The sequence below is a fragment of the Fibrisoma limi BUZ 3 genome (assembly GCF_000296815.2).
In the GTDB taxonomy this organism is placed as follows: Bacteria; Bacteroidota; Bacteroidia; order Cytophagales; family Spirosomataceae; genus Fibrisoma; species Fibrisoma limi.
In genome coordinates this window covers 880,670-905,934 of record NZ_CAIT01000009.1, presented here as the reverse complement: position 1 = coordinate 905,934, position 25,265 = coordinate 880,670, and the positions used below count along the sequence as shown (strand labels likewise).

Annotated in this window: 20 protein-coding genes; 11 read left to right on the top strand and 9 right to left on the bottom strand. The window is 52.9% G+C overall.

The features are described from left to right. Window positions 1–4: 4 nt before the first annotated feature. The 3 genes from BN8_RS23300 to BN8_RS23290 all read left to right on the top strand — a co-directional run bounded on the left by BN8_RS23300 (window position 5) and on the right by BN8_RS23290 (window position 2,846). The gene (locus BN8_RS23300) at window positions 5–1,063 is read left to right on the top strand and encodes an aminotransferase class I/II-fold pyridoxal phosphate-dependent enzyme (protein WP_009284408.1); all 1,059 of its coding nucleotides are present in this window, start codon (window positions 5–7) and stop codon (window positions 1,061–1,063) included. Then, window positions 1,047–2,330 carry a serine hydrolase gene (locus BN8_RS23295; protein WP_009284407.1) on the top strand — a complete coding sequence of 428 codons (1,284 nt, stop codon included), beginning with the start codon at window positions 1,047–1,049 and terminating at the stop codon, window positions 2,328–2,330. Before BN8_RS23300 ends, BN8_RS23295 begins: the two co-directional genes overlap by 17 nt. A gap of 90 nt (window positions 2,331–2,420) precedes the next feature. Further along, a complete protein-coding gene (locus tag BN8_RS23290) occupies window positions 2,421–2,846 on the top strand; it encodes a hypothetical protein (protein WP_009284406.1) in 426 nt (141 codons plus the stop codon). 65 nt (window positions 2,847–2,911) lie between these two features. Here BN8_RS23290 and BN8_RS23285 read toward each other — a convergent pair whose 3' ends face one another. The 3 genes from BN8_RS23285 to BN8_RS23275 form a co-directional block, all read right to left on the bottom strand. Next, window positions 2,912–3,748 carry a sugar phosphate isomerase/epimerase family protein gene (locus tag BN8_RS23285; RefSeq protein WP_009284405.1) on the bottom strand — a complete coding sequence of 279 codons (837 nt, stop codon included), beginning with the start codon at window positions 3,746–3,748 and terminating at the stop codon, window positions 2,912–2,914. An 84-nt stretch (window positions 3,749–3,832) separates the two neighbouring features. Beyond that, on the bottom strand, window positions 3,833–4,744 hold the full coding sequence (locus BN8_RS23280; protein ID WP_009284404.1) for a DUF1338 domain-containing protein: 912 nt from the start codon (window positions 4,742–4,744) through the stop codon (window positions 3,833–3,835). Window positions 4,745–4,849: 105 nt separating this feature from the next. Beyond that, a complete protein-coding gene (locus BN8_RS23275) occupies window positions 4,850–5,596 on the bottom strand; it encodes an acyl-[acyl-carrier-protein] thioesterase (protein WP_009284403.1) in 747 nt (248 codons plus the stop codon). A gap of 323 nt (window positions 5,597–5,919) precedes the next feature. On the opposite strand from BN8_RS23275, the gene BN8_RS23270 reads away from it, so the two are divergent. The 4 genes from BN8_RS23270 (at window position 5,920) to BN8_RS23255 (ending at window position 15,849) form a co-directional block, all read left to right on the top strand. Then, a complete protein-coding gene (locus BN8_RS23270; protein WP_009284402.1) occupies window positions 5,920–9,111 on the top strand; it encodes a SusC/RagA family TonB-linked outer membrane protein in 3,192 nt (1,063 codons plus the stop codon). Between the two features lie 32 nt (window positions 9,112–9,143). Then, entirely contained in the window at window positions 9,144–10,709 is a 1,566-nt protein-coding gene (locus BN8_RS23265; protein ID WP_009284401.1) for a RagB/SusD family nutrient uptake outer membrane protein, read from the top strand. A 433-nt stretch (window positions 10,710–11,142) separates the two neighbouring features. Beyond that, entirely contained in the window at window positions 11,143–14,259 is a 3,117-nt protein-coding gene (locus BN8_RS23260; protein WP_009284400.1) for a SusC/RagA family TonB-linked outer membrane protein, read from the top strand. Window positions 14,260–14,331: 72 nt separating this feature from the next. After that, on the top strand, window positions 14,332–15,849 hold the full coding sequence (locus tag BN8_RS23255) for a RagB/SusD family nutrient uptake outer membrane protein (RefSeq protein WP_009284399.1): 1,518 nt from the start codon (window positions 14,332–14,334) through the stop codon (window positions 15,847–15,849). Between the two features lie 68 nt (window positions 15,850–15,917). On the opposite strand, the gene BN8_RS23250 is transcribed toward BN8_RS23255, so the two are convergent. Then, on the bottom strand, window positions 15,918–16,160 hold the full coding sequence (locus tag BN8_RS23250) for a type B 50S ribosomal protein L31 (RefSeq protein ID WP_009284398.1): 243 nt from the start codon (window positions 16,158–16,160) through the stop codon (window positions 15,918–15,920). Window positions 16,161–16,643: 483 nt separating this feature from the next. On the opposite strand from BN8_RS23250, the gene BN8_RS23245 reads away from it, so the two are divergent. Then, window positions 16,644–19,127 (top strand): ribonucleoside-diphosphate reductase subunit alpha, encoded by a 2,484-nt coding sequence (locus BN8_RS23245; RefSeq protein WP_009284397.1) that lies wholly within the window; start codon window positions 16,644–16,646, stop codon window positions 19,125–19,127. Between the two features lie 75 nt (window positions 19,128–19,202). On the opposite strand, the gene BN8_RS23240 is transcribed toward BN8_RS23245, so the two are convergent. Continuing rightward, entirely contained in the window at window positions 19,203–19,502 is a 300-nt protein-coding gene (locus BN8_RS23240; protein WP_040006461.1) for a superantigen-like protein SSL4, read from the bottom strand. 160 nt (window positions 19,503–19,662) lie between these two features. Here BN8_RS23240 and BN8_RS23235 point away from each other — a divergent pair, with 160 nt between their 5' ends. Next, a complete protein-coding gene (locus tag BN8_RS23235) occupies window positions 19,663–20,145 on the top strand; it encodes a nuclear transport factor 2 family protein (protein ID WP_009284395.1) in 483 nt (160 codons plus the stop codon). Between the two features lie 73 nt (window positions 20,146–20,218). Here the strand turns inward: BN8_RS23235 and BN8_RS23230 are convergent, their stop codons facing one another. Together BN8_RS23230 and trxA are read right to left on the bottom strand one after the other, a co-directional pair. Then, window positions 20,219–20,563, bottom strand: a complete 345-nt coding sequence (locus BN8_RS23230; RefSeq protein WP_009284394.1) for an HPF/RaiA family ribosome-associated protein — start codon at window positions 20,561–20,563, stop codon at window positions 20,219–20,221. Between the two features lie 137 nt (window positions 20,564–20,700). Further along, on the bottom strand, window positions 20,701–21,018 hold the full coding sequence (gene trxA, locus BN8_RS23225; protein ID WP_009284393.1) for a thioredoxin: 318 nt from the start codon (window positions 21,016–21,018) through the stop codon (window positions 20,701–20,703). A gap of 126 nt (window positions 21,019–21,144) precedes the next feature. On the opposite strand from trxA, the gene BN8_RS23220 reads away from it, so the two are divergent. Continuing rightward, window positions 21,145–22,485 carry a GntP family permease gene (locus tag BN8_RS23220; protein WP_009284392.1) on the top strand — a complete coding sequence of 447 codons (1,341 nt, stop codon included), beginning with the start codon at window positions 21,145–21,147 and terminating at the stop codon, window positions 22,483–22,485. A gap of 149 nt (window positions 22,486–22,634) precedes the next feature. Here the strand turns inward: BN8_RS23220 and BN8_RS33970 are convergent, their stop codons facing one another. Beyond that, the gene (locus tag BN8_RS33970; protein WP_051041123.1) at window positions 22,635–22,826 is read right to left on the bottom strand and encodes a DUF5615 family PIN-like protein; all 192 of its coding nucleotides are present in this window, start codon (window positions 22,824–22,826) and stop codon (window positions 22,635–22,637) included. After that, window positions 22,823–23,062: a DUF433 domain-containing protein gene (locus tag BN8_RS23210; RefSeq protein ID WP_040006460.1), complete on the bottom strand. Its 240-nt coding sequence runs from the start codon at window positions 23,060–23,062 to the stop codon at window positions 22,823–22,825. The genes BN8_RS33970 and BN8_RS23210 overlap by 4 nt, the downstream gene beginning before the upstream one ends. Before the next feature lie 150 nt (window positions 23,063–23,212). Here BN8_RS23210 and uvrB point away from each other — a divergent pair, with 150 nt between their 5' ends. Next, window positions 23,213–25,240 (top strand): excinuclease ABC subunit UvrB, encoded by a 2,028-nt coding sequence (gene uvrB / locus BN8_RS23205; RefSeq protein ID WP_040006779.1) that lies wholly within the window; start codon window positions 23,213–23,215, stop codon window positions 25,238–25,240. Window positions 25,241–25,265: the final 25 nt, after the last annotated feature.

Genomic DNA, 25,265 nt, shown 5'->3' with positions numbered 1-25,265 from the left:
GCCAATGAGTACTACATTCACCGTTGATCATCTGCCTGGCCGAACCATCCGGCATGAAGGACGACACTACCTTTTTTTTAGCGGCACCTCGTACCTCGGCTTACCGCAAAGCATTGCTTTTCAACAGTTGTTGACGGAGAGTATTGGCTGCTACGGCACCTCCTTCGGCAGCTCGCGCAACGGAAATTTACAGTTGCAGGTCTATCAGGATGCCGAAGCAAAGTTGGCCGCTTTTGTCGGAGCCGAAACGGCCCTGACGCTTTCCTCGGGTATGATGGCTGGACAGGCCGTAGTCAATTACTTACGGGCGCAACGGTACGAATTCGTGTACGGCCCCCACACGCACCCCGCCCTCTGGCACGAGCCTGACCTGATCCCGCCCGCGGTTTCGTTTGCGGAGTGGGCTGATCAACTCCCCAATGTTGTGGCAACCGCCGACCGGGTGGCCATCGTGCTTAATTCGCTGGACGCTGTTCGGTCGCAGGCGTATTTGTTTGATTGGGTAAGGCAATTGCCTGCCGAACAGCCGATTACGCTGGTTGTGGACGATTCGCATGGGTTGGGGGTAATCGGCGAGGAGGGAAGTGGTATCTGGCGGCAGATTCCTCAGATCCCATCGATTCGACTGGTCGTTACGGCGTCGCTGGCGAAGGCTATGGGCCTGCCCGGTGGGGTTATTCTGGGAGATGCGAATACACTCGGGTCTATCCGGCGGACGCCATTTTTTGGCGGTTGTTCGCCCATACCACCGGCTTATCTGAGTGCTTACCTGAAGGGTGATGAACTGTATCAGCAAGGGTGGCAAAAACTGCAACGTAACGTAGCACTGGCCGAGGAGTTACTTCTGCCTACCGGTTTGTTTACGCACGCCCCCGGCTATCCGGTTTTTTACACCGAGCGCGACGAACTATACCCGTATCTGTTGGAGAAAGGTATTTTTCTGTATTCATTCGCGTATCCTACCGCAGCCGATCGGGCTAATACCCGCGTCGTTATCAGTGCTTTCCACGAATCTGAAGACATAGAACGTTTAGCTGGACACGTCAATGAATTTATTCGTTAAACGCAGCGAGAGCAGAGAAAAAGCGCAGAGGGCGCTGCGTAAACGCTGCGTTCTCTGCTTACTCTTTGCGACCTCTGCGTTTACAACCTCAGCCCAGAAGACCGACAGGTTTCTCGACGATCTGCTTCGCAAAAACCCTGAGCTGTTTGGGCCGGTTCTTCGCAATCCTGCCAAATATGATGTTCAGATTCTATACACGCAGATTAACCGCGACCAGCAGAATCGCCCGACATTCCGCAGTTTTCGCTACCGTGTCGATAAAGACCGGTATTTCTATCCGGCCAGTACGGTTAAGCTCCCCGCCGTATTGCTGGCACTGGAAAAACTGAACGAAATAAAGATCGATAAAAACGCTACCATGCTGACCCAGGCGGCTGGCAATGGGCAGACGATGGTGCAGCGCGATACCACCGCACCAAACGGTCTGCCGTCGGTGGCGCATTACGCCAAAAAGATCCTGCTTGTCAGCGATAATGACGCGTTTAACCGGCTTTATGAATTTATCGGACAGTGTGATATAAACGAGCGGCTCCACCGCAAAGGCTACCGGGATGTGCGGATTGTGCATCGGTTGTCAGTGCCGTTTACGGTCGAGCAAAACCGCCATACCAATCCAGTGAGTTTCGTTGATGGTGAGCGGACGCTGCTGGAACAGCCTGCCAAAACCTGTTCGCAGACCTTCCGGCCCGCTACGTCTATCAAACGTGGAACGGGTTACATGATTCGGGATTCGCTGGTTCGGCAGCCGTTTGATTTTACGGACAAAAACTTTTTTGCCCTGGAAGAGCAGCAGGAAATGCTGAAAGCGGTTCTCTTCCCCGACGATGTACCGCCCAAACGACGCTTCAATCTTACGGCCGACGATTACCAGTTTCTATACCAGTACCTGTCGCAGTTGCCGCGAGAAACCACGTATCCACGCTACGATTCGACGTACTACGACAGCTATTGTAAATTTCTGCTGGCGGGCGATCAGAAAACACCGCTGATGAACGGCGTCCGGATTTTCAACAAGGTGGGCGATGCCTACGGATACATGATCGACAATGCGTATATTGTCGATTTCGACAAGAACGTGGAGTTCTTGCTGTCGGCGGTAATCTATGTGAATGAGGACGGTATCTTCAACGACGACAAGTATGAATACGACTCAGTTGGTATGCCGTTTATGGGGAATCTGGGCCGAATCATCTACGACTATGAAGTTAAACGCAAGCGGCCTTTTCGGCCGGATCTGAACCGATTCCGGGCCAACTATGACCGGTAAGTCAATCAGCAGTGCCATTGACGCGATAAAATATGAAAAGATTAGCTTTAAACTGCTTTATTTACCGATGCACTATAAGACTCCTTTCTCATGAGAAATCTTCTTTTTCTGCTGTTTTTTACAGTAGCGTTCACGGCCTGTAAAAAAGATAGCGATCCTGAGCCGCAGCAGGTAGCCGGCAATTATGAGGTAACGCGCCTGGCTTTGTCTGACGGTACTCCCGATAGTTTTGAGCTCAACCTTCCGATCACACAAGGAAGTAATTCAATTTCAGGCTCATTAGTTGCTACGAACGTTTCAGGAAAGCCTAACGCCGTTACAATGAGGCTCACGCTACGCGTCACCGGGCAACAACCCGACGAAACAGATCTTGGCGAAATTGAGCTTCGTCAGACTGGTAATACATTCGAACTCTATCAGGATAACGTCAAGCTGGGTACGGCCGATGGACGGAATATCAATATTGATGTATCCGAGCAGGGAACCCGGCTGGAAATTGTAGCCAGAAAAATATAGATATCCCGACACAAAACGCCCGACCGTAACACTACGGTCGGGCGTTTTGTTGGTCGTAGCCTGGTCTATTTCAAACTCGACAGGAACGCCAGACTCTGGGGCATCTGCTCCATCGAACGCGACGACTCGTCTTCAATGAAAAAGTGCTTCACGCCCGATTTCTTCGCCTGTTTCATGATAGCGGCAATACCGATGTCGCCCTGCCCCAGCGCTACGTTCGACTCTACGTCGGCGTGACCGCTATTACTCGGCGGAGTACCCGGCTTACGGTCTTTGAGGTGCATGAGTGGAAACCGTTTCGGGTATTTCTGCAACAAGGCTACGGGGTCTTTACCCGGCTGTGCCACCCAGAATACGTCCATCTCGAAGTTGACCAGCTTGGGGTCAAAATTCTCAACCAGATAGTCGAAAAAGGTGCCGTTCTGGTACGTCTGGAATTCATAGCCATGGAGGTGGTAGCAGAGCGACAAACCATTGTCGGTCAGCAGCCGCCCGGCCGTATTGAATACATCAACGGCCCGGTCAGCATCCTGGATGGTGAACGTATCGCCAGGATGAGGAATCCAGAAGCAGACGACGTATTTGGCTCCGAGAGCTTTGGCTTCGGCAATTACCTTCGGTACGTTGTTGTCGAGGTCCTCGAAGCTGGCCCCTATGCCAATGGCTTTTAATCCGTTCTGGTCAAGTAGCTTCCGAAATTCGGCCGGGCTGAGGCCATACGTACCAGCCACTTCGACCTCGCGGAAGCCCATTTGCTTTACTTTGGCCATCGTGCCGGGTACGTCTTTCGCAAACTGATTGCGGAAACTGTATAATTCTAGGCCTACCGGTGCGGCTTTTTGCGCCAGGGCCACCGAGGCCGATAGCAGCCCGGTAAATAAGAGTAATATTGTCTTTTTCATGGCAGGATTTGGTACAGTAGCAGGGGCAAGTTCCCGGTTCGAGGTTAACCAGTTGACTTCAAACCGGGAACTTGAAACATAAACCTATTTCCCTGTCTGGGTGGTGAATGTACTTTCAAAAATCTTGTCGGCATTACCTGTCTCAAATCCTTCGCGACGGTGTTCGCGCCGAACCTGATCTGCGGGCAGGTGCCGGAAGGGGGGCAGGACGCGCCGTTCGGCAAATTCGACGTAAGAGCCGGCAATCCGGAATGTTTCTCCCCCAGCGAACTCGGCATCAATCATCTGCGCAACGGTTGACGACTGCCGCAGATCCCCGTCCGGGCTGACCTTGATGGTGCCGCCCGCCGAATTGAGTCGGAAGCCCCGGCGCTCCAGAAACGCCACAAACTCGTCGATGGTGCTATAGCCGGGTTTCAGGTTGTGTACGCTGATGGTAAAGTGGTTCAGGTAATACCGGTTGTAGATTACCCAGGCCGCATATTCGCTTTCGGCCAGCAGGGTCTGATAATCGCTTAGCGTCGGCGTTGTCCATAAGGGCTGGTGCAGAAACTGATCAACGGCCCCGGCATCGTCCAGGTCAAGCGCATCGACCGGATCGCTCGTGACGGTGTCGGTATAGCGATGAATTATTTGCTGGGCCGTATCCGAGAGTTCCGGCACCCGCAGTTCACTGGCGAAGATGCGGGGAAACTGCGGCTCGGGGGGCGCATACCAGTAGGCCGTCAGTTTCTTTTCGGTGAAATTGTATTCATCACGTTTCTCGTATCCGTAATGCAGAAATATCTTCTCGAACGAGGCAATGCCCAGGTTTGGAACCCCCATCGTTCGAAACGCAATGTGGTCGTTTTCAATCTCCTCGGGCGACTGGATAATGCCCTCATTGAGCATAGCGTCAAAAATGCCCTGCACGTCGGGAACGCGCTCCCGGTACCGGCGCATCAGGCCATCGAGAACGGCGGCTAACGTCTTGGTTTGAGTTGGTGATGCGGTCATATTCTGTAACAAGTTAGATGTTTGTTGTTTGAAGTGTGTGGTGTGTGGTTCGACGCTGAGTAGCTATTAACAACGAACTACAAACCACACACCTCAAACAACAAACTAAAAACTACCTCGCCACCGGCTGCGGGCCAGCAACACATCTTTGCCCGTGGTGGCGTGCCTTATTCCGTGCAGCCACGACTCCGACGACTCCGGCCGTGACCGGATTTGCAGGCGATCGTGCCAGTGGCTTTCGGTGCGGAAAAATACATCTAATTCCGACAATTGTTTCATTTGCAGCGTGGTATCATTCACCGTTTCCAGTAACCATTGCACATACGCTACGTTGTTGGTATGCTGATTCTGATCAATATCAAACCAACCAACATCAATGGATTTGGCGGGTTCCCCGTCGGGCGGCAGAAAATCCGGTTTAGGCAACAGTTTCAACTGCGGATTAATGTTGGTTGGCAGGGTGATCTGGCGAATAAACTCGGGTAGCGGCACCATCGTTCGGCGCTCCATCGAGAATGTAAGCCACGTACTGGATGCGTCGGCCAGTTGGGTGCCGTCTTCGGTCATGATATTGAAATCACGGTAGATAAAATACTTATCGACGGCTGTAGGGTACGTTGTTATTCGGATGGACTGGCCGTAGAGCGGATACTGATACAGGCTGATCCGCAGCCGCATCAGCATCCATCCAAAACTATGCTGTGCCAGATCTGCAATACCAATGCTGTAATCGAGTGCATTACGGTTGGCCGATTCCTGCATCATATTCATTAACGCCGGAACGCTCAGGCGGCCGTTTGCATCGAGTTCAGCGCTACGAATGCGGTAGGTATCGGTTTGAATATACGTCATAACGTAAAAGTAAACACCTCTCTGAGAACCATCAACACAAGGGCTGGTGTGCAAGAACTACTTAGCTATACTAACTTAAGTAATTAAAAATAATCATGAGTAGGTAGTCTGTGGCTATGTCTTTTTACCCCGTAATCAGCCTGATTTGTCAGGTTGGCTATAATTAAACCATCACAATTAGCCTATGAAGCAGTGCTTTACTGCCCCTACAGTAATCAGTTCTCCTGCGGTCTCTTCCGCCATTTATTCTGTCCGCTTAATGCTTGAACGCTTTCTTAAAAGCGATTGTACGCCTATTTTTTCGAACCTACTTGACTAATTTTATGAAACTCTCTACCTCCCAGCTTTGGGCCAAGGCCAGGGTGCAACCTCTTTTGTTGCTTGGCTTGTGCCTGTTTCTTCTGCAAACCACTTATGCCGGCAACGATCCGGCGGTCGTCTTTCGGGTACGTGGTACCGTTCGTGATGCCAGCGGAGCCGGTTTGCCCGGCGTTAACGTAGTTGAAAAAGGCTCTACCCGTGGTTCTACGACCGATGCCAACGGAGCCTATCAGCTCGAAGTACAAAGCGGTAATGCTACGCTTGTGTTCAGTTCAATCGGTTACATCAGTCAGGAAGTAGCCGTCGGGAATCGGGAAGTCATTGACGTTTCAATGAAAAGCGACGAACGCAGCCTCGACGAAGTCGTCGTGATCGGTTACGGTACCACCAAGAAGTCGGACTTGACCGGTGCAGTGGGTACCGTAAAGGCAGATCAGCTTCTGGAGCGTCCGTCTCCGTCGTTGAACCAGGCGCTGGCGGGACGTCTGCCGGGTGTGCAGGTCAACAATAACTCAGGTCGTCCCGGCGGTCGGACTACCGTTCGGATTCGGGGTTTCAGCTCGATCAACTCCTCGAATAACCCGCTCTACGTAGTTGACGGGGTGATGCTGCCGCAGGGTAACCAGAACCAGTTCACAAACGCAATCGATTACATCAACCCGAACGACATCGTATCCATTGAGGTACTGAAAGACGCATCGTCAACGGCTATCTACGGGGCACGGGGTGCCAACGGCGTTATCCTCGTAACGACCAAGAAAGGGAAAGCCGGCGAAGGGCAGGTGACCTACAACGCGGATTTCAGCGTAAATACGATCGGCCCTAACCGGCCGCGTGTGTTAAATGCCCGGCAGTATCTGGCTGTCGAAGATCTGGCGTATGCAAACATTGCCAAGTATGACCCGAAGGGCTGGGCAGAAGGCAAGTATAAGTCGCTGGACCCGATTCAACGGCGTAAGGACTACTCGGCTAAGTTTCCGGGCGTGTTCGATGCCAATCTGAATCCGTTGTATGACACGGACTGGTTCAAAGAAACGACTCAGAACAAGCTGTCGCAGAACCATCAGCTAGGTTTCAGTGGTGGTAATGAGCGGACGCAGTATTCGCTGTCGCTTGGCTACCGCGACGATCAGGGCCTGATCAAGACCTCGTACATGACCCGCTACTCAGGCCGATTCACCATCGACGATCAGGTGAAAAAATGGCTGAAAATTGGTGGTACGCTGAGCTACAATAGCCAGACAGAAAACCTGGTCGATATTAACGATGCTGTGGCTCGTCAGGCTGTAGAAGACTTCCCGTTCCTGCCGGTTAAGTACGCCGATGGTACCTACGCCAATAACCGCGATTATCCAAGTGCTGAGGGTACGTTCAGTTCGGTACACCGCCTGATGGGCCGGAAGTACATTCTGAACACTCAGACGACGCTGGGTAGCCTGTACTCGAACATTACGTTTGCCAAAGGCCTGGAGATGCGCACCGTACTGGGCGTTAACATCCTGACGCAGGAAAACAACCAGTCGCAGACCCGTACGCTGAACATTGGTGGTAACGGTAACGCGTCGACCAGCAACCGGAAAGAAAGCTTCTGGTCGTTGGAGAACTACCTGACGTATAACAAGCAGATTGGTGCTGACCACGACATTACGGCCCTGGCCGGTATCTCATGGCAGGAAACGAACGTCTTTGCGATGGGGGCCAGCGTTAATAACTTCGCTACCGACTACTTTGGGTTTAATAACCTGGGCGCAGGGGCTACAAACCCCCAGGTGTCATCGGGGGCGTCGCGGTTTGCCTTTAACTCGTACTTCGGTCGGATTAACTACGGTTTGAAGAACAAATACCTGCTTACGGTAACGGGTCGGGCCGATGGCTCGTCGAAGTTCGGGGAAAACCACAAGTTCGCGTTCTTCCCCTCAGCCGCGTTGGCATGGCGGGTGTCGGAAGAAAACTTCCTGAAAACTAACCCAATCGTTTCGAACCTGAAACTGCGGACCAGCTACGGTCTGACGGGTAACTCCGAAATTCCGCCGTATACATCGCTGGCGTTGCTGAGCTCAAACTACTCAGCCATCTACAACGATACGCGGATTGGCGGTACGGGTATCAGCCGTCTGGCCAACCCGGATCTGCGGTGGGAAAAAACGGCTCAGACTGATGTGGGCGTAGAACTTGGCTTGTTCAAAGGCCGCATCACGCTGGAAGCTGACTACTACTACCGGAAAACTACCGACATGCTGTTGGATGCACCCGTGCCGCAATCGAGCGGATACGCTACCATCCGGCGCAACGTAGGCTCGATGGAAAACAAAGGGTTTGAATTTAACCTGAACACCATCAACGTCGACCGGGGTGGTTTCACCTGGAGCACCGCGTTTAACCTGTCGCTGAACCGCAACAAAGTACTGGCTCTGGCAACTCCGTCGGATATTTTCGGCGTGGGTGGTCCGAACTTCACCAACCCGACCAACATCATTCGTGTAGGCGAGCCGGTTGGTTCATTCTGGGGCCTGACCCGTCTGGGAACCTGGAGCGAAGCGGAGCGTGAAGAAGCCGCCAAGTTCACCAGCTACCGGAACGGTCTGACGATTCTGCCGGGCGACATCAAGTACCTGGACGTGAACGGTGACAAAGTTATCAACGACGCTGACCGTAGCATCATCGGTAACGGTAGCCCGAAAGGCTGGGGGGCCGTGATCAACAACTTCCGGTTCCGCAACTTCGATGCTATGCTCGATCTGCAATTCATGTACGGCAACGACGTCATGCTGATGAACCTGCACCCGAGTGAAGACCGCCAGGCCATCGCCAACAGCTACACATCAGTGTTGAACGCTTGGACGCCACAGAACCAGAACACACCTATTGCTGAAATTCGGGAGACGCGTGCGGGCTACGTAACCAACGTAGACAGCCACTGGATTAGAGATGGATCGTTCCTGCGTGGTCGGAACGTACTGCTGGGTTACACAATCCCCAGCCAGCTAACTAACCGCTGGAAACTGAGTCGCCTGCGGGTATATGGTACTGTGCAGAACTTCTTCCTGTTGGTTGATGACCCCGCCATCATCGGCGATCCGGAAGTTACCCCGACCAACCAGGGCGATGGCAGCAGTGCCTTCTCGCAGGGTATGATCTGGCACAACTATCCGAAACCCACTACGTATCTGCTGGGCTTACAGGTAACGCTTTAATCCTAAACCCACTCAACTGAATTACGTGTATTATGAAACATACAATTGTAAAAAACCTTAGTAAGGCGCTACTGTGCGGAGCCGTATTGCTCGGGCCCGTCGGTTGCTCCGATTTCCTGGATGAGCAGGCACCTTCTAACCTGACGTCTGATAGCTTCTATACCATCCCTGACCACGCGGAAGCGGCTCTGGCAGCCGTTTATGCCGATACGCGGTTCATTGGTGGTGGCGCCGGTATCTTCTCGACCAACTGGCAGTTGCTGGAAGCCATGACTGGTACGTCGACGACCGAAACGGCGCAGAACTCGGATCTAAACAACCTGTACAGCGTGTCGCACGATGGGAATACGATTCACATCGTTAACTACTGGAATGGTCTGTACCGGGTTATTGCCCAGGCGAACCAGTTGCTCGACCGGGTGCCGGCTATCACGCCGATGCCCGAAGCCCAGAAAACGAAAATTTTGGGTGAAGCACGGTTCCTGCGTGCAACGGCATACTTTACGGCCGTTCGGCTGTGGGGCGATATTCCGTTGATTACGAAGCCGCAAACGGCTGGCTCCGCCGATTTCCTGCCATCACGGACGTCGCAGGAAGAAGTGTATAAACTGATCATTGAGGATTTGACCGCAGCCGAAAATGCCGGGTTGCCCTGGATGGACGTGAGCGGACGGGTTAACCTGGCAGCCGTGAAAACGCAGTTGGCTAAGGTGTACCTGACCATGGCGGGCTTCCCCCTGAGCAAAGGCGCAACGCACTATAAACTGGCGGCCGACAAGGCGCTGGAAGTGATCACCTACGCCAATGCCAACCCCTCAACGATCAACCTGTTCCCGACGTATGAGGACGTGCACCGCGAGAGCCTGAAGAACCGGACCGAGCACCTGTACATGATTCAGTACAATGCGGTAGTGGCGGGTAATCCGATGGACAACTTCTACGCCAACTTCAAGCCCATTAACTTCAACGGCCCAACGGGTACGGGTAGCTCAGTTCCGACACGTTCGTTCTACGATTCGTTTGAAGCCGGCGACCTCCGGACGAAGGACCAGGAAGGGTGGTTCTACACGACCTACTTCCTCAATGGGACCGGAGAGCCGTTTAACCTGGGAGCCCCCTATGTATTCAAACACTTCAACCGGACGTCGAACGGAACACGGAACTCGCCCGGTACGCGTTTGAACAACCTGAACGTACCGCAAATTCGCTTCGCCGAGACGCTGCTGATTTATGCTGAAGCGCAGAACGAAGTGGGCGGCCCAACCCAGGCTGCGTACGACGCCCTGAAGCGCATTCGTGACCGCGCCAAGCTAACGACCCCGGCTCTGGGTACGCTCAACCAAGCCAGCTTCCGGGAAGCCGTTTGGCGGGAGCGCTGGTATGAACTGTGCTACGAGCAAATTACCTGGTTCGACATGGTTCGTCTGCGGAAGGTATTTAACCAACAAACGAAACGCTTTGACGACTTTGTTGGGCACATTATCAACCAGACCCAGAACATAAGGCTGCAGGAAAAGCATTTACTGCTTCCGCTGCCCCGACAGGAAATGCTGAATAACCCGAATCTTAAGACTCAGAATCCGGGTTATCCTAACTAAGTAATTTACATCATTATTTTTTGAAGGTCCTGGTGCGTACACCAGGACCTTTTCTTTTATGAGAAATATCTATAAATAAGATAGATAAACATGAATTTTAAATTTAAAACCTGTGGGCTTTGTATTTATACTCTGTGAAAATTACTTAAAGTATGTATTTATAAACTTGTATTTTATTATTAAAAAAATTTAAAAATTGGAGCTTATCATAAGTAACGTAATACGTATAAGTGGCTTTTTGTACTATCTATTGAGTTTTATGGCTATTTATTCCTGAACCACTTATGAAAAACGCATGAAACAATACCTACATCTGGTTACTGGCTGATTCAGTTTAAAGTCGCACAATGCCTCCTTCAGGCAACCTTCGAAACGCTTCTAATGGAGCGGTTGCACGTCTATTTTCTACTTTTAACCATTTCCTTACTCCTCTATGAAAAGGTTTTTATCCTGCTCGCGGGTAGTAGTCACGGAAAAATTACGTTGGCTGATTACTCTTTGTTTATTATTAACAGTAACGTATTCGACTTATGCCGATGGTAACTCGCCAAAAGCCTTTCGTGTACGCGGGGTCGTCCGCGATGCATCCGGAATGGGCCTGCCGGGTGTCAACGTAGTCGAGAAGGGTTCCAGTCGGGGTTCTACCACCGATGCGAACGGTGCTTACCAGATTGATGTACAGGATGGTAACGCGACCCTGGTGTTCAGTTCCATTGGCTATACGCGGCAGGAAGTTGCCGTGGGTAACCGCGAAGTACTCGACGTAACGATGCAATCCGACAACCGCAACCTCGACGAAGTCGTCGTGATCGGGTATGGTACGGTCCGGAAAAGCGATCTGACCGGCTCGGTGTCCCAAATCAAAGGGGATCGGTTGCTCGACCGTCAGGCCGTGAACGTAGCTCAATCGCTGCAGGGACGACTACCGGGGGTCGATGTGTCGGTGAACTCATCAGCGCCGGGTTATCAGCCCCGGGTACGGATTCGCGGGGTTGGCTCCATCAACTCAAACCTCGATCCGCTCTACGTCGTGGACGGTATCATCGGCGTATCAAACGCTAACCTGATCAATCCGAACGATATTGAATCTGTCGAGGTCCTGAAAGATGCGTCGGCAACGGCTATCTACGGTGCCCGGGGCGCTAACGGCGTCATCATTATCACAACCAAACGCGGTAAATCGGGCCAGACGCAGGTATCCTTCGATACGTGGGGGTCGTACATCACCCCGGCCAAATACCTCGGTACGTTGAGCGCCGACGAGTTCATGTCGGTCTACAACACGGCTTTTGACAACGCGCAGAAATACGACCCACAAGGCTTCGCCGATGGCAAATACGTGCGGAATGATCCGAAGGATTTCCCAAATCTGTTTGACGCCAACGGACGGCCCCTGTATAACACCGACTGGGAGCGCGAAATTTACAGACCGGCTTTCGCGCAGAACCACGAACTGGGGGTACGGGGCGGCAGCGAAAAAACAACGTACAGCCTGTCATTGGGCTACACCGACCAGGGCGGTTTGATGCGCAACTCCTGGTTCAAACGCTATTCGGCCAAGTTTACCCTCGACAACGACGTACGGAAGTGGCTGAAGCTGGGCGGAAGTATCTTCCTGAATAAAACCCAGCAACGCGAGGTAGACGATGCTTCGGGTGGTCTGAACGTACCGCGGATGGTCATGGAAGCGCTGCCGATCCTGCCGGTTAAGTACCCCGACGGCAACTGGGGACGGAACAAAGACTGGCCAGGTATGGAAGGGGGGGAAAATCCGGTTCGGATTACCGAGCAGCGGCAGCGGTTCAACCCCAAGACGCAGGTACTGGGCCAGATTTATTCCCTGCTGACCTTTACGCCTGATCTGTCGCTGCGGACCAATTTCAGCTACGAACTGAAATACGAAAAAAACAACTACTACTCCGGACGCGATCTGAACGCCTTGTCGGCCGACCAGAAAGGGGTGGCCGACATCTGGAGCAACCAGGAATACTACTGGCAGTTCGAGAACTACCTGAACTATAACAAAACGTTCAATCAGGTCCATACCGTTACGGGACTGGCTGGTCTGTCGTGGCAGAAACGCTACTGGGAACAGTATTTCGCAGCCGCCGAAAACTTCATCGATGATTTCTGGGGATGGCATAACCTTGGGGTCGGTACTACGTTGCGAACACCGTCGTCGACCGACCAGCAGTGGACATTGAATTCCTACTTTGCCCGCTTGAACTACAGCTACAAAGACAAGTACCTGGTTACGTTTACGGGGCGTTACGACGGGTCATCGAAGTTTGGGGTGAATAACAAATACGCGTTCTTCCCCTCGGCGGCCGTTGCCTGGAACGTAACGGAGGAAAGTTTCCTGAAATCAACGTCGTGGTTGACGTCGCTGAAACTGCGGGCCAGCTACGGTAAAACCGGTAACCAGGAGATTGGCCAGTACGCATCGCAGCAATTCCTCGGTACGGGTACGGTACTGCTCGGCGGTAACCGGCAAACGGGTATCTGGCGGAGTTCATTCGGGAACCCGGATCTGCGGTGGGAATACACCAATCAGCTTGACATCGGTGCCGACATCGGCCTGTTCAACAACCGCGTTAACCTGACGATGGACTACTACCAGAAGATCACTAAAGATTTGCTGCTGAACGCGCCTATCCCCTGGTCGACGGGTTTGGGTGGGGTAACGCAGAACATTGGTTCCGTGGAGAACAGGGGCTTCGAAGTGTCCCTGAACACCCGCAACATTGCAACGGAGCGGTTCAACTGGTCAACCAATATTGCGTTTTCGGCCAACGAGAGTAAAATTCTGAAGCTGGGCGTCAACAACGACGACATCTTCCCCGGTCCGTGGTTCCTGGGCCAGACGAACATCCTGCGCGTTGGCGAGCCAATCGGATCGTTCTGGGGCTACAAGCGACTGGGTACGTTCAGCATGGCAGAGGCTGATCTGGCGGCCCGTTACAACCGCCTGCCGGGCGACATCAAATGGGCTGATCTGAACAACGACGGAAAAATCGACGCGGCCGATGAAACCATCATTGGGCGGCAGTACCCAAAGTGGAACATGAACATCAACAACACGTTCCAGTTGGGCAAGTTCGATCTGTCGTTTGATATCCGGTTTGTGATGGGTGTCAACACGCTGAACGCGACCAAGCACTCGGTTGAGGACCGTCAGGCCATTGCCAGCAGTTCCCGGTCGGTGCTGAACGCCTGGACGCCCGAAAACCAGAACACCATGATCGCCCAGATCCGGCACTATAACGCCGGCTACGATACGCACATGGACGACTGGTGGGTAGAAGACGGGTCATTTATCCGCGGTCAGAACATCGTGCTGGGTTATTCCCTGCCGACCAGCTTCGGGAAGGTGAACTTCCAGCGGCTGCGCGTGTACGCCAGTGCGCAGAACTTCTTCCTGGTCAGCAACTACTCCGGCTACGATCCGGAAGCACTGACCGGCTTCGGTAATCAGTTGACGCAGAATATGGAGTTCTTCCAGTATCCGCGTCCGCGTACGTTCAACCTGGGCCTGAATATGACGTTCTAACTTTAGTTTGACGATCGACGTTTGTCGCCCGGTAGCTGGCTGCCGGACGTCAAACGTCAACCCTCTACCATTATGAAAAAACACCTGTTTTATACAGTAACTGCCGTTGGTCTGGCGCTGTCGTCCTGCAATGATTTCCTGGAAGAAGTGCCCACCGGTTCATTGACTACATCGTCGAACGTATCGAGCCCCGAGATTGCCCGGGCGTTCGTCGACGGAGCCTATTCGAACATTACCACCTGGAACAACGGAGGTGGCGGCTGGGGCGGCAACAACGCGTCGCTACTGGAATTCGTGACGGGTAAGGCCGACGGAAACTCCCAGACCGAGGCCTTTAAGTTCTATGATCTTGAGTACGATGCCCGGGCGTTCTACATCGATAACTGGTGGTCGGGGATGTATTCGGGCATCGCCCGCGCCAATCTGGCCATTCAGAAGATTGGGGAGTTTACTACCCTGCCCGCAGCGACGAAGACGAACATGATCGCTGAGGCTAAGTTCGTGCGGGCGTTGTACTACTTCCAACTGGTGCGGATGTTCGGCGATATACCGAAAATTACCTCGCTGATCACAAACCTGGCCGATGTACAGACGGCCCGCTCACCGGCCAAGGAGATCTACGACGAGATCATCATTCCGGACCTGCTCGAAGCCGAGAAGTCAACGCTGCCCTGGCGGGACGTAGCTGGGCGGGCGTCGATGGGCGCGATCAAGGCGCTGCTGGCCGACGTCTATCTGACCTACGCCGGCTACCCGGTCCGGGCTGGCAACCAGTACTACGCCGAGTCGGCGAAGCGGTCTAAAGAACTGCTCGACAACGGTACGTACACGCTTTTCAAGGAGTATACGGACATGATCAACCCGGCCAACCGGAACCAGGGTGAGTTCATCTTCCAGGTGCAGCACGAGAAAGACATCCGCAACAACACCATGACCCCCGTTACGTTGCCGACCCTGCGCGGTATCGCAGCCTACTCCGACGAATACGGTGGCCTGACGCCCCGGAAGGAGTTCGTCGAAAGCTTCGAGAAAGGCGACAAGCGGGCGCAGGAAAAGCAGTTTTTCTACACGTTCTACAAGGGGCACCCGTCTGATTATCCGCTGGGCGATCCCCGTCGGGAGCGGCTGGACCTGGGTGGCTACTACATCTACAAGTATTTCGACAAGCAGGCCATCGACAATGACGCCAAGGCGAATATCAACTTCACGATCTATCGGTTACCCGATGTTATGCTGATGTATGCTGAAGCGTCAAACCGGGCCGAGGGTAAGCCAAATGCACAGGCTCTGAAAGCGCTGAACGACATCCGGGCGCGGGCGCTGCTGCCGGCCGTTACGACGACCAACGTCGATGAGTTCGAAAAGGCGGTCTGGGCAGAGCGGTACTTTGAGCTTTGCTACGAAGACAAGATGTGGTTCGACATGATCCGGACGCGGAAAGTGCGCAACGACCTGACCAAGAACTGGGATGACTTTGTAGGCCATAAGACGGTCTTCAACAAGACGTTTACGGCGAAGAACCTGTTGTTGCCGATTCCGCAGCGCGAGATCGACAATAACCGGGCGCTGAAGCAGAACGAAGGGTTCTGAGGTAACCCATCAACAAAAAGCCCCGCCCGGATTCCGGCGGGGCGCTTTTTTGTTGGGGTAAAACTGGCTTACTTCATGCCGTAGCGCTTGCGGAACTTGTCCACGCGGCCGGCCGTATCGAGCAGTACGTTCTTCCCGGTGTAGAACGGGTGCGACTGCGAGCTAACTTCAATCTTAACGAGCGGATAGGTTTGGCCTTCGAACTCGATTGTATCTTTGGTCTGAACCGTCGAACGCGTCACAAACTTGTAGTCGCTCGACAGGTCGTGGAATACCACCTCGCGGTACTCCGGGTGAATGCCCTTTTTCATGGTATTGCTTTCAGTTTCTTGTCATCTTTTCGGTTTCCGTCCGAAAAGGATTGCAAAGGTAGCGTGTTTCGTGGGGTTACGCAAGTGATTTGACAGGTTCTTTTTGTGGCTGATTATCAAACGTATAAATCGTAACCGTTGGCTAGAAATAAGGCCGATTTAACTTGTTACTGTGGGTAATGTTTCATATATTTAATTACGATTGTACATCCTCACTAGGGCTGTCAAAAGCTATGCCCATTCAGAAAAAATTTCGCTCTATTATTTTTCGGTGTTCGTCGATGACGATGGCAGGGTAAGTCGCTAAGCTGTAGTGCTTAACAATTCCTTAACCTGTTGAGTAGAGTTTAACTTTTCAAAGTTTGGCCAAAACGGCTGAACTAAGCCGATTGTTTTTCCGTCTAAATCATCAGAACTTTAAGAGCGCATCTAAGTCCCGCATTCAATATTACGACAATATAACCAGCTAACCCCCACACGATTATGTATGTAGTCAAACGTGATGGCCGTCGGGAGTCGGTCAAGTTCGACAAGATTACCGCTCGTATCGAGAAGTTGTGTTACGGTCTTGATTCTACCTACGTCCAGCCTGTCGAAGTGGCCATGAAAGTGGTCAACGGGTTGTACGATGGTGTCAAAACGACCGAGCTCGACAACCTCGCGGCCGAGACAGCGGCATCGATGACGACCAAGCACCCGGATTACGCGATCCTGGCGGCCCGGATTGCCATCTCGAACTTGCACAAAGAGACGAACAAGTCGTTCTCGAGTACCATCAAACGCTTGTACACCTACGAGGATCCGAAAACCGGCGAAAACGCATCACTCATTTCGAAAGAAGTGTATGAGGTGGTTCGCAAACACGCGGCTCTGCTCGATTCAACCATTATCTACGACCGCGATTACGGTTACGACTATTTCGGCTATAAAACGCTGGAAAAATCGTATCTGCTGAAAATCGACGGCAAGATCGCCGAACGGCCGCAGCACATGCTGATGCGTGTGGCAGTGGGTATTCACATGGAGGATGTGGAAGCGGCCATTGAAACATACAATCTGCTGTCTGAGAAGTGGTTTACGCACGCTACCCCGACGCTGTTCAACGCGGGTACGCCGAAGCCGCAGATGTCGTCGTGCTTCCTGCTGACGATGAAAGATGACTCGATTGAGGGAATTTACGATACGTTGAAGCAGACCGCCAAAATCTCGCAGTCGGCGGGGGGGATTGGTTTGAGCATTCACAACGTACGGGCTACCGGTACGTACATCAAAGGCACCAACGGTACGTCGAACGGTATCGTGCCGATGCTGCGTGTCTTCAACGATACGGCCCGCTACGTTGATCAGGGCGGTGGCAAGCGCAAAGGTTCGTTTGCCGTGTATCTGGAGCCCTGGCACGCCGATATCTTCGAATTCCTGGACCTGAAAAAGAACCACGGTAAAGAAGAACTACGTGCCCGTGATCTGTTCTACGCACTCTGGACGCCCGATCTGTTCATGAAGCGCGTGGAAGCCAATGACGTTTGGTCGCTGTTCTGCCCACACGAGTGCCCGGGTCTGGCTGACTGCTACGGCGACGAGTTCGAAGAGCTGTATACCCGCTACGAGCGCGAAGGCCGGGCTCGCCGGACGGTGAAAGCCCAGGACCTATGGTACGAAATTCTGGAATCACAGACCGAAACCGGTACGCCGTATATGCTCTACAAGGATGCGGCCAACCGGAAGTCGAACCAGAAAAACCTCGGCACCATCAAGTCGTCGAACCTCTGCACGGAAATTATCGAGTATACCTCGCCCGACGAAGTGGCTGTGTGTAACCTCGCGTCGATTGCCCTGCCGAAGTTCATCAAGCGCGACCCGGATGGCGTGCTGCGGTTCGACCACCAGAAGCTGTTCGAAATCACGAAGGTGGCGACTAAAAACCTGAACAAGATTATCGATCTGAACTATTACCCGGTTGAGGAAGCTCGGCGGTCGAACATGCGCCACCGGCCGATCGGTCTGGGTGTGCAGGGACTGGCCGATGCGTTCATCATGCTGCGGATGCCGTTTGAATCGGAGGAAGCGCGTCGCCTGAACGAGGACATCTTCGAAACGATCTACTTCGGAGCCATGACGGCGTCGATGGAAGAAGCGAAGACGTATGGTCCGTACGAAACCTGGAAAGGTTCACCGATTTCGCAGGGTATCTTCCAGTTCGACATGTGGGGCGTGACGCCAAAATCTAACCGCTGGAATTGGGAAGCGCTGCGTAAAGACGTAGTTGAGCACGGTGTGCGTAACTCACTGCTGCTGGCTCCCATGCCGACCGCGTCGACGAGCCAGATTCTGGGCAATAACGAGTGTTTCGAGCCGTACACGAGTAACATCTACACCCGGCGCGTGCTGTCGGGCGAATTTGTGGTTGTGAACAAACACCTGCTGAAAGACCTCGTGAAGCTGGGCTTGTGGAATGATGCCATGAAGAACAACCTGATTCTGGCGAACGGCTCCGTGCAGGCGATTCCGGGTATTCCGCAGCACATCAAGGATCTGTATAAGACGGTGTGGGAGATCAAGCAGAAGCACATCATCGATATGGCCGCCGACCGTGGTGCGTACATCTGCCAGTCGCAGTCGCTGAACATCCACATTCAGGATGCGAACTTCGGTAAGCTGACATCGATGCACTTCTACGCCTGGAAAGCTGGTCTGAAAACGGGTATGTATTACCTCCGCACGAAGGCCGCTGCCGATGCCGTTAAGTTTACCGTCGTTCAGCCGCAGGCCGAACCGCAACTGGAGCCGGCCCTGGCCGAAACGGCACCGGTAGAAAAGCCCCTCGACTACGTACAGTACGCGAAGGAGCATGCCGTCATGCAGCCCAAGCCGGAGCCGCTGCCGATGGTATCCGATGTTGAGCAGAACTATGCCGCCATGACCTGCTCACTGGACGATCCGGAGGGCTGCGAGATGTGTGGATCGTAGTACCGTACTATTTATAAGTTTAAAACAGAAAGCCCTGAAACCAGGGCTTTCTGTTTTAAAGTATTCCACAAATCATTACCGTAACGTATCCCGCTTCGTCTTACCCAAGGGAATAGATACACCAAAAGCCCGCGGATCGCTCGGCGGGGCTGTTTTCCGGTTGCCCTGCTGCTGCTGAATCGTAGCGGCTTCGTTTGGGTTCGGGGGCGACTGGAGCAGCGTACCTGGGGCGGATAGCGGGGCGTCAACGCCGGGAATCGGCGTATGAGTCTGGGCGGAGCGGACCGGCCGATTCGCTTTAACCGTATCACTTTGGGCAAAACCCGTTGACAGGGCCGAGCCACTTATGAAAAGAAGGAGCACGAGTGAGCGCATGACGTTTTTCAAGTTTGTTGAGTAGTATCACAACCCATTGAGGTAGCCAACGGTTTTTAGGGCCGGCATGCATAACGTAGTATTTGCTAATAATACAAAATAATACTTGTTTATTGCTATTAAATACTCTACCTTAATTGAGGACTAAACGTTCTCGGCCATGAAAATCGTTCTGTTAGGAGTTGCCGTTTGGCTCGGCACGGTTACGGGTAGTTTAGCTCAGTCGGATCAGGAAGCTATCAAACAAGTGCTTCGTGATGAGACCGAAGGATTTTTTAAGCGCGATAAGGCAAGATGGGCGGGTGCCTGGGCACACAAACCCTACGTTCATTTTGCGGCTAATTTGTACGGAGGTGATTTTATGCTGATCAAAGGCTGGAATAACCTCGAAAAGCAGTTTGCCAACCAGTTTAAGAGTTCTAAATTGACGGATAAGGTAACTGTGCAGAACGCGAACTATACCATCCATCAGAATGGCAGCATGGCGTTTGTGACCTACGACCAGACCCTGCTGGACAGCCACGGAAAGACGACCTCGAAGGAGTCGCGGGTGCTGGAGAAACTTGACGGCCGCTGGAAGATCATCAACGTAGTTGCCCTGACAAACCTGAAGGACTTTGGGTTAGCGCAGCAGGCAAAGTGAGTAAGAGAAATCGTCTGACGAAAAAACTATTACGTTTTGTGGCCTGCTATCACAGCAGGCCACAAAACGTTTTTTATTGATTCCGGTAGCGGTTCTGAGAGTTTCCAAACCGCTTGTCTAACTGGCGTTTGAGTTTAGCCGTTACGTTGTTCAGCAGGTGATCCCAGTTTTCGCCGTCTTCGTCTGCAACGACATCGCTGCCCGGCACCCCGTATTTGATACGTAGTGATTTATCGTTCTGTTGGTGGGCCTCCACACGCATGTACACTTCGGCCGTAATGACATCCCCACTATAGTAGTGCCGGAGTTTGGCCAGCGCCTGAAGCACCCGATCCCGAAAATCTTCGTCGACGGTAAAGTTTACAGACTGGATATCCAGCCGCACATCGTCTAAACCTTGTTTCTGGTTATCATTCATCGTACCACGTAGCTATGTTAATACTAAAACTGCTACCAACCGCTCCACGAACAGCGCGGCTGGATACCTTTAATAAGACAATGCCTGTAGTTTTTGTTTGGTAAAATGATAGAACAGAGCCGCCCGGTTGTGCGTGTTCAGCCTGCATAGGGTTTAACCATCGCTTCCAGTCGTTGCAGTGGCTGTACGCCTGACTGCCGCCAGATGATCTTGCCTTCTTTAAAAAGAATCAGGGTCGGAACGCTCTGGATCTGGTACTGCTGGGCGGCTGCCCGACTGCGATCAATATCAATTTTGAGGATGCGCAGCTTGTCGCCAATGCGGTCGGCCAGTTGCTTGAGCGTTGGGGCCTGCATCTTGCAGGGACCGCACCAGTCGGCATAAAAATCAACCAGTACGGGTTTGTCGCCCCGGATTATGTCCTGAAACGATTCGGTTCGTGTTCCATGATTCATGGCAAAGGGACTGACGAGTTGATGATGGGCTCACCAGCAAGCAGATAACAACAGTGTCGGCCCGGTGGTTCTTGCCGCTACGGGTCAATGCTGTATATTGCTATGACCTAACCCCACTTGCTATTCATGAATCCCATCTGGTTGCTGCTGGGCAGCATCGCGGCCATTATCCTGCTGAGTTCTCGTGTCAAACTGCATACGTTTCTGGTACTGATTGTTCTATCGGCTGGCGTTGGGTTGCTGGCCGGTATGAAGCCTGAACAAGTCATGGGCTACATTCGGACCGGTTTTGGGGAGACGATGGGCAAGATTGGGCTCCTGATCGTGTTTGGTACCATTCTGGGCAGCCTCCTCGACCGTACGAACGCGACCCTAAGCATCGCTACGTTTCTGCTCAACCGCGTCGGCCAACACCGCACTCCGCTGGCCGTTACGCTCATGGGGTTCGTGATCGGTCTCCCCATCTTCTGCGATTCAGGTTTCATTGTGCTGAGCGGCCTGGTCATTGCCCTTATTCAGCGACTGGGGCACAGTCATGTCCGGCTGGTGTTATGCCTGGCCGGATCGCTCTACGGACTGCACTGCCTGGTGCCTCCGCATCCGGGCATTACGGCTGCCGTCGGCATCCTGAACGCCGATATTGGCCGGATGATTCTGCTCGGCAGCGTTCTGGCCATTCCGCCGACGGTTGTTGCGTACGCTTGGGCGAAACTGGCCGACAGCCGGACTGAGGCCGTGACGTTACCCATAACAACAGCCCACGTAGCGCCGGATGCCGATGTCGCCATGCCTTCGGTGCTGCTGTCGTTTCTCGCCATCCTGATTCCGATTGCCCTGATTGCCGTAAAGCCTATCGTATTGTTAAATCCGACGACCTACCCAGCCTGGCTAACTGCGACTGTTAATTTTGCGGGTGATCCGCTCGTTGCGTTGTCGGTTGGGATTGCAATTGCGCTGAGCCTGTTTCAGAAGCTAGATAAAGCCCTGCTGAACACGGCTTTGGAAGACGCCATTGTAAAGGCCGGTCCTATCCTGATTATCATCGGTGCTGGTGGTGCTTTCGGGGAGGTCATTAAACACATTGGTCTGGAAACGTACCTGACCGGTTTTGCCCAACAGTCGGGGGCCGGACGTATCGGGGCCAATTTGTGGCTACCGTTCCTGCTGACGGTGTTGTTCAAAACGGCGCAGGGTTCATCGACGGTAGCGGTCATATCGGTGGCCTCGCTGGTGCAGCCGCTGCTGGGACACCTGGGTGTACAGACCGACTGGGACCGCCTGCTGGTACTGGCTGCGATGGGAGCCGGGTCAATGACGCTCTCACACGCGAACGATGCGTATTTCTGGGTCGTGTCGCGCTTTGGTCAACTCGATACAACCGTTACGTTACGAACCTACAGTGTTATGTCTCTGCTCATGAGCCTGACTACGTTTCTAGTGTTGTTGCTCGTGCAGGCGCTGGTGTAAGTAAAACACTACGTATCCTGACTAATACCGTCCTGGCTAATAATTATGAAATCGTGATTGGTCAAAAGGATATTAATCGATCGAAGGATTTCGCAAACAGGTCAACTAATGCTCTGGTGTTCATATTACCTGTTTTGACCAATACCAGTTTAGAAAGAATAGTAGAAGTCGACATCCTTGGTAACTACTATACGATTCTCACTTGTCGCAATGCGACATACTTCCTGGTCTGGCGTATCGTTTTGGAGAGGCAAGTCCAACGTATGAATGGTGTCGTACCCACGATGCTGAAAAAAGTGTTTAAGCGTAGGCGGCAACTGCGCATCAATGATAAACTTCATGCTGCGGCAGCCAGGTTGGCACTTTTCAGGTGTATAGTTTCAACGGCAAAGAGAAGACAGGCCTGGAGGTCTTCACGCTCCAGATCAGGAAATGTTTGCAGTAAATCATCGATGGTATCTCCCCCTGCCAGATACTCCAGCATCGACTCAACCAGATACCTTTTATTCCGAATAGTCGGTTTGCCATGACCAATATTAGGATTGATCGTAATACGGCTGAGGAGGGATTGATTCATCAATACATCGAATTTAAACAGTGAACAAATATACTCTCAATTACGCTTAATCGGTTGCAATCGTCTTTATGTCAAACCCGGTTTTTCTAAATCCACCTTGTCCATATGGCCGTTTTTTCGTATCTTAGCCTGATTCGACAACACCCGCTAATGAACTTTAAACTAACCTCCGAGTTTCAACCAACGGGCGACCAGCCCAAGGCGATTACGCAGTTGGTTAACGGTATTAAAGAGGGCGAACCCGCCCAGGTTTTGCTGGGCGTGACGGGGTCCGGCAAAACATTCACAGTCGCCAACGTAGTGGCGGAACTGAACCGCCCGACGCTCGTTCTGAGTCACAACAAAACCCTGGCGGCTCAGCTTTACGGCGAATTCAAGCAATTCTTTCCCGAAAATGCCGTCGAATATTTTATCAGCTACTACGATTATTACCAGCCGGAAGCCTACATCGCGACCACCAATACGTACATCGAGAAAGACCTGGCCATCAACGAGGAAATCGACAAGCTGCGGCTGTCGGCAACGTCGGCATTGATGAGCGGCCGACGCGATGTGCTGGTGGTGGCCTCAGTGTCGTGTATCTACGGTATGGGTAACCCCGAAGAGTTCAAAAACAACGTTGTTCGGATTGGGGTAGGCGAACGGATGAGCCGGAATCAGTTTCTGCATAAGCTGGTCGAGATTCTATACAGCCGGACCGAAGGTGAATTTCAGCGGGGTAACTTCCGCGTAAAAGGCGATACGGTCGATGTATTCGTGGCCTACGCTGATTTTGCCTACCGCGTCATCTTCTTCGGCGACGAGATCGAAACGATCCAGCGGATTGACCCATCGACGGGGAAGAAAATCTCGGACGAGCGACTGGTGACTATCTTCCCGGCCAACCTGTTCGTGACGGGCCGGGAGACGCTGAACGGCGCCATCCACGAGATACAGGACGATCTGGTCGCACAGATTCGGTATTTCGAGCACGAATTCCGCGAACAGGAAGCGCAACGGATTAAGGAACGTACCGAGTTTGATCTCGAAATGATGCGCGAGCTGGGCTATTGCTCCGGCATCGAGAACTACTCGCGCTACTTCGACCGGCGATTACCCGGCCAACGGCCGTTCTGCCTGCTGGATTACTTCCCGGACGATTACCTGCTGGTGGTTGACGAAAGCCACGTAACCATTCCGCAGATTCGGGCCATGTGGGGTGGCGACCGGTCGCGGAAGACGGCGCTGGTTGACTACGGTTTCCGGCTTCCGTCGGCGATGGATAACCGCCCGCTGACATTCCAAGAGTTTGAAGACCTGGCCGGGCAAACGGTTTTCGTGTCGGCAACGCCTGCCGATTACGAACTCCGCAAGAGCGAGGGCGTGGTGGTTGAGCAGTTGATCCGCCCGACGGGCCTGCTCGACCCGGAAATTGAAGTACGGCCAAGCCTCAACCAGATCGACGACCTGCTGGAAGAGATCGACGCGCGCATCAAGCGGAACGAACGCGTACTGGTAACGACGCTTACGAAGCGGATGGCCGAGGAACTGAGTAAATACCTCGACCGCGTGGGCATTAAAACGCGCTACATTCACTCCGAAGTGAAGACGCTGGATCGAGTTGAAATCCTGCGCGATCTACGTCTGGGAAATTTCGACGTATTGGTGGGGGTTAACCTGCTCCGCGAAGGTCTTGACTTGCCCGAAGTATCGCTGGTGGCGATCATGGACGCCGACAAAGAAGGCTTCCTGCGCGACATTCGTTCGCTGATTCAGACGATTGGCCGGGCCGCCCGGAACGCCAACGGTAAGGTCCTGATGTATGCCGATACGATTACAGGCTCCATGCAGAAAGCCATAGACGAAACCAACCGTCGCCGGGCGATTCAGATGGAATACAACGAAGAACACGGCATTACGCCCACAACCGTACTGAAATCCCGCGAAGCGATTATGGGTCAGACCAAAGTAGCTGACTCCAAGGTGCAGACGAAGCAGTTCTATATTGAGCCTGAAGAAATCCGGATTGCTGCCGATCCTGTGGTGCAGTACATGGGCAAGGGTGATCTGGAGCAGCTTATCAAGGAAACGCAGACGAAAATGGAGAAAGCCGCCAAAGAACTCGACTTCCTCGAAGCGGCCCGCCTACGCGATGAGCTGTTTCAGCTACGCGATAAGCTGAAGGCCGAGAAGGTGTAGATATAAAACGTACTAGGTAACGGAA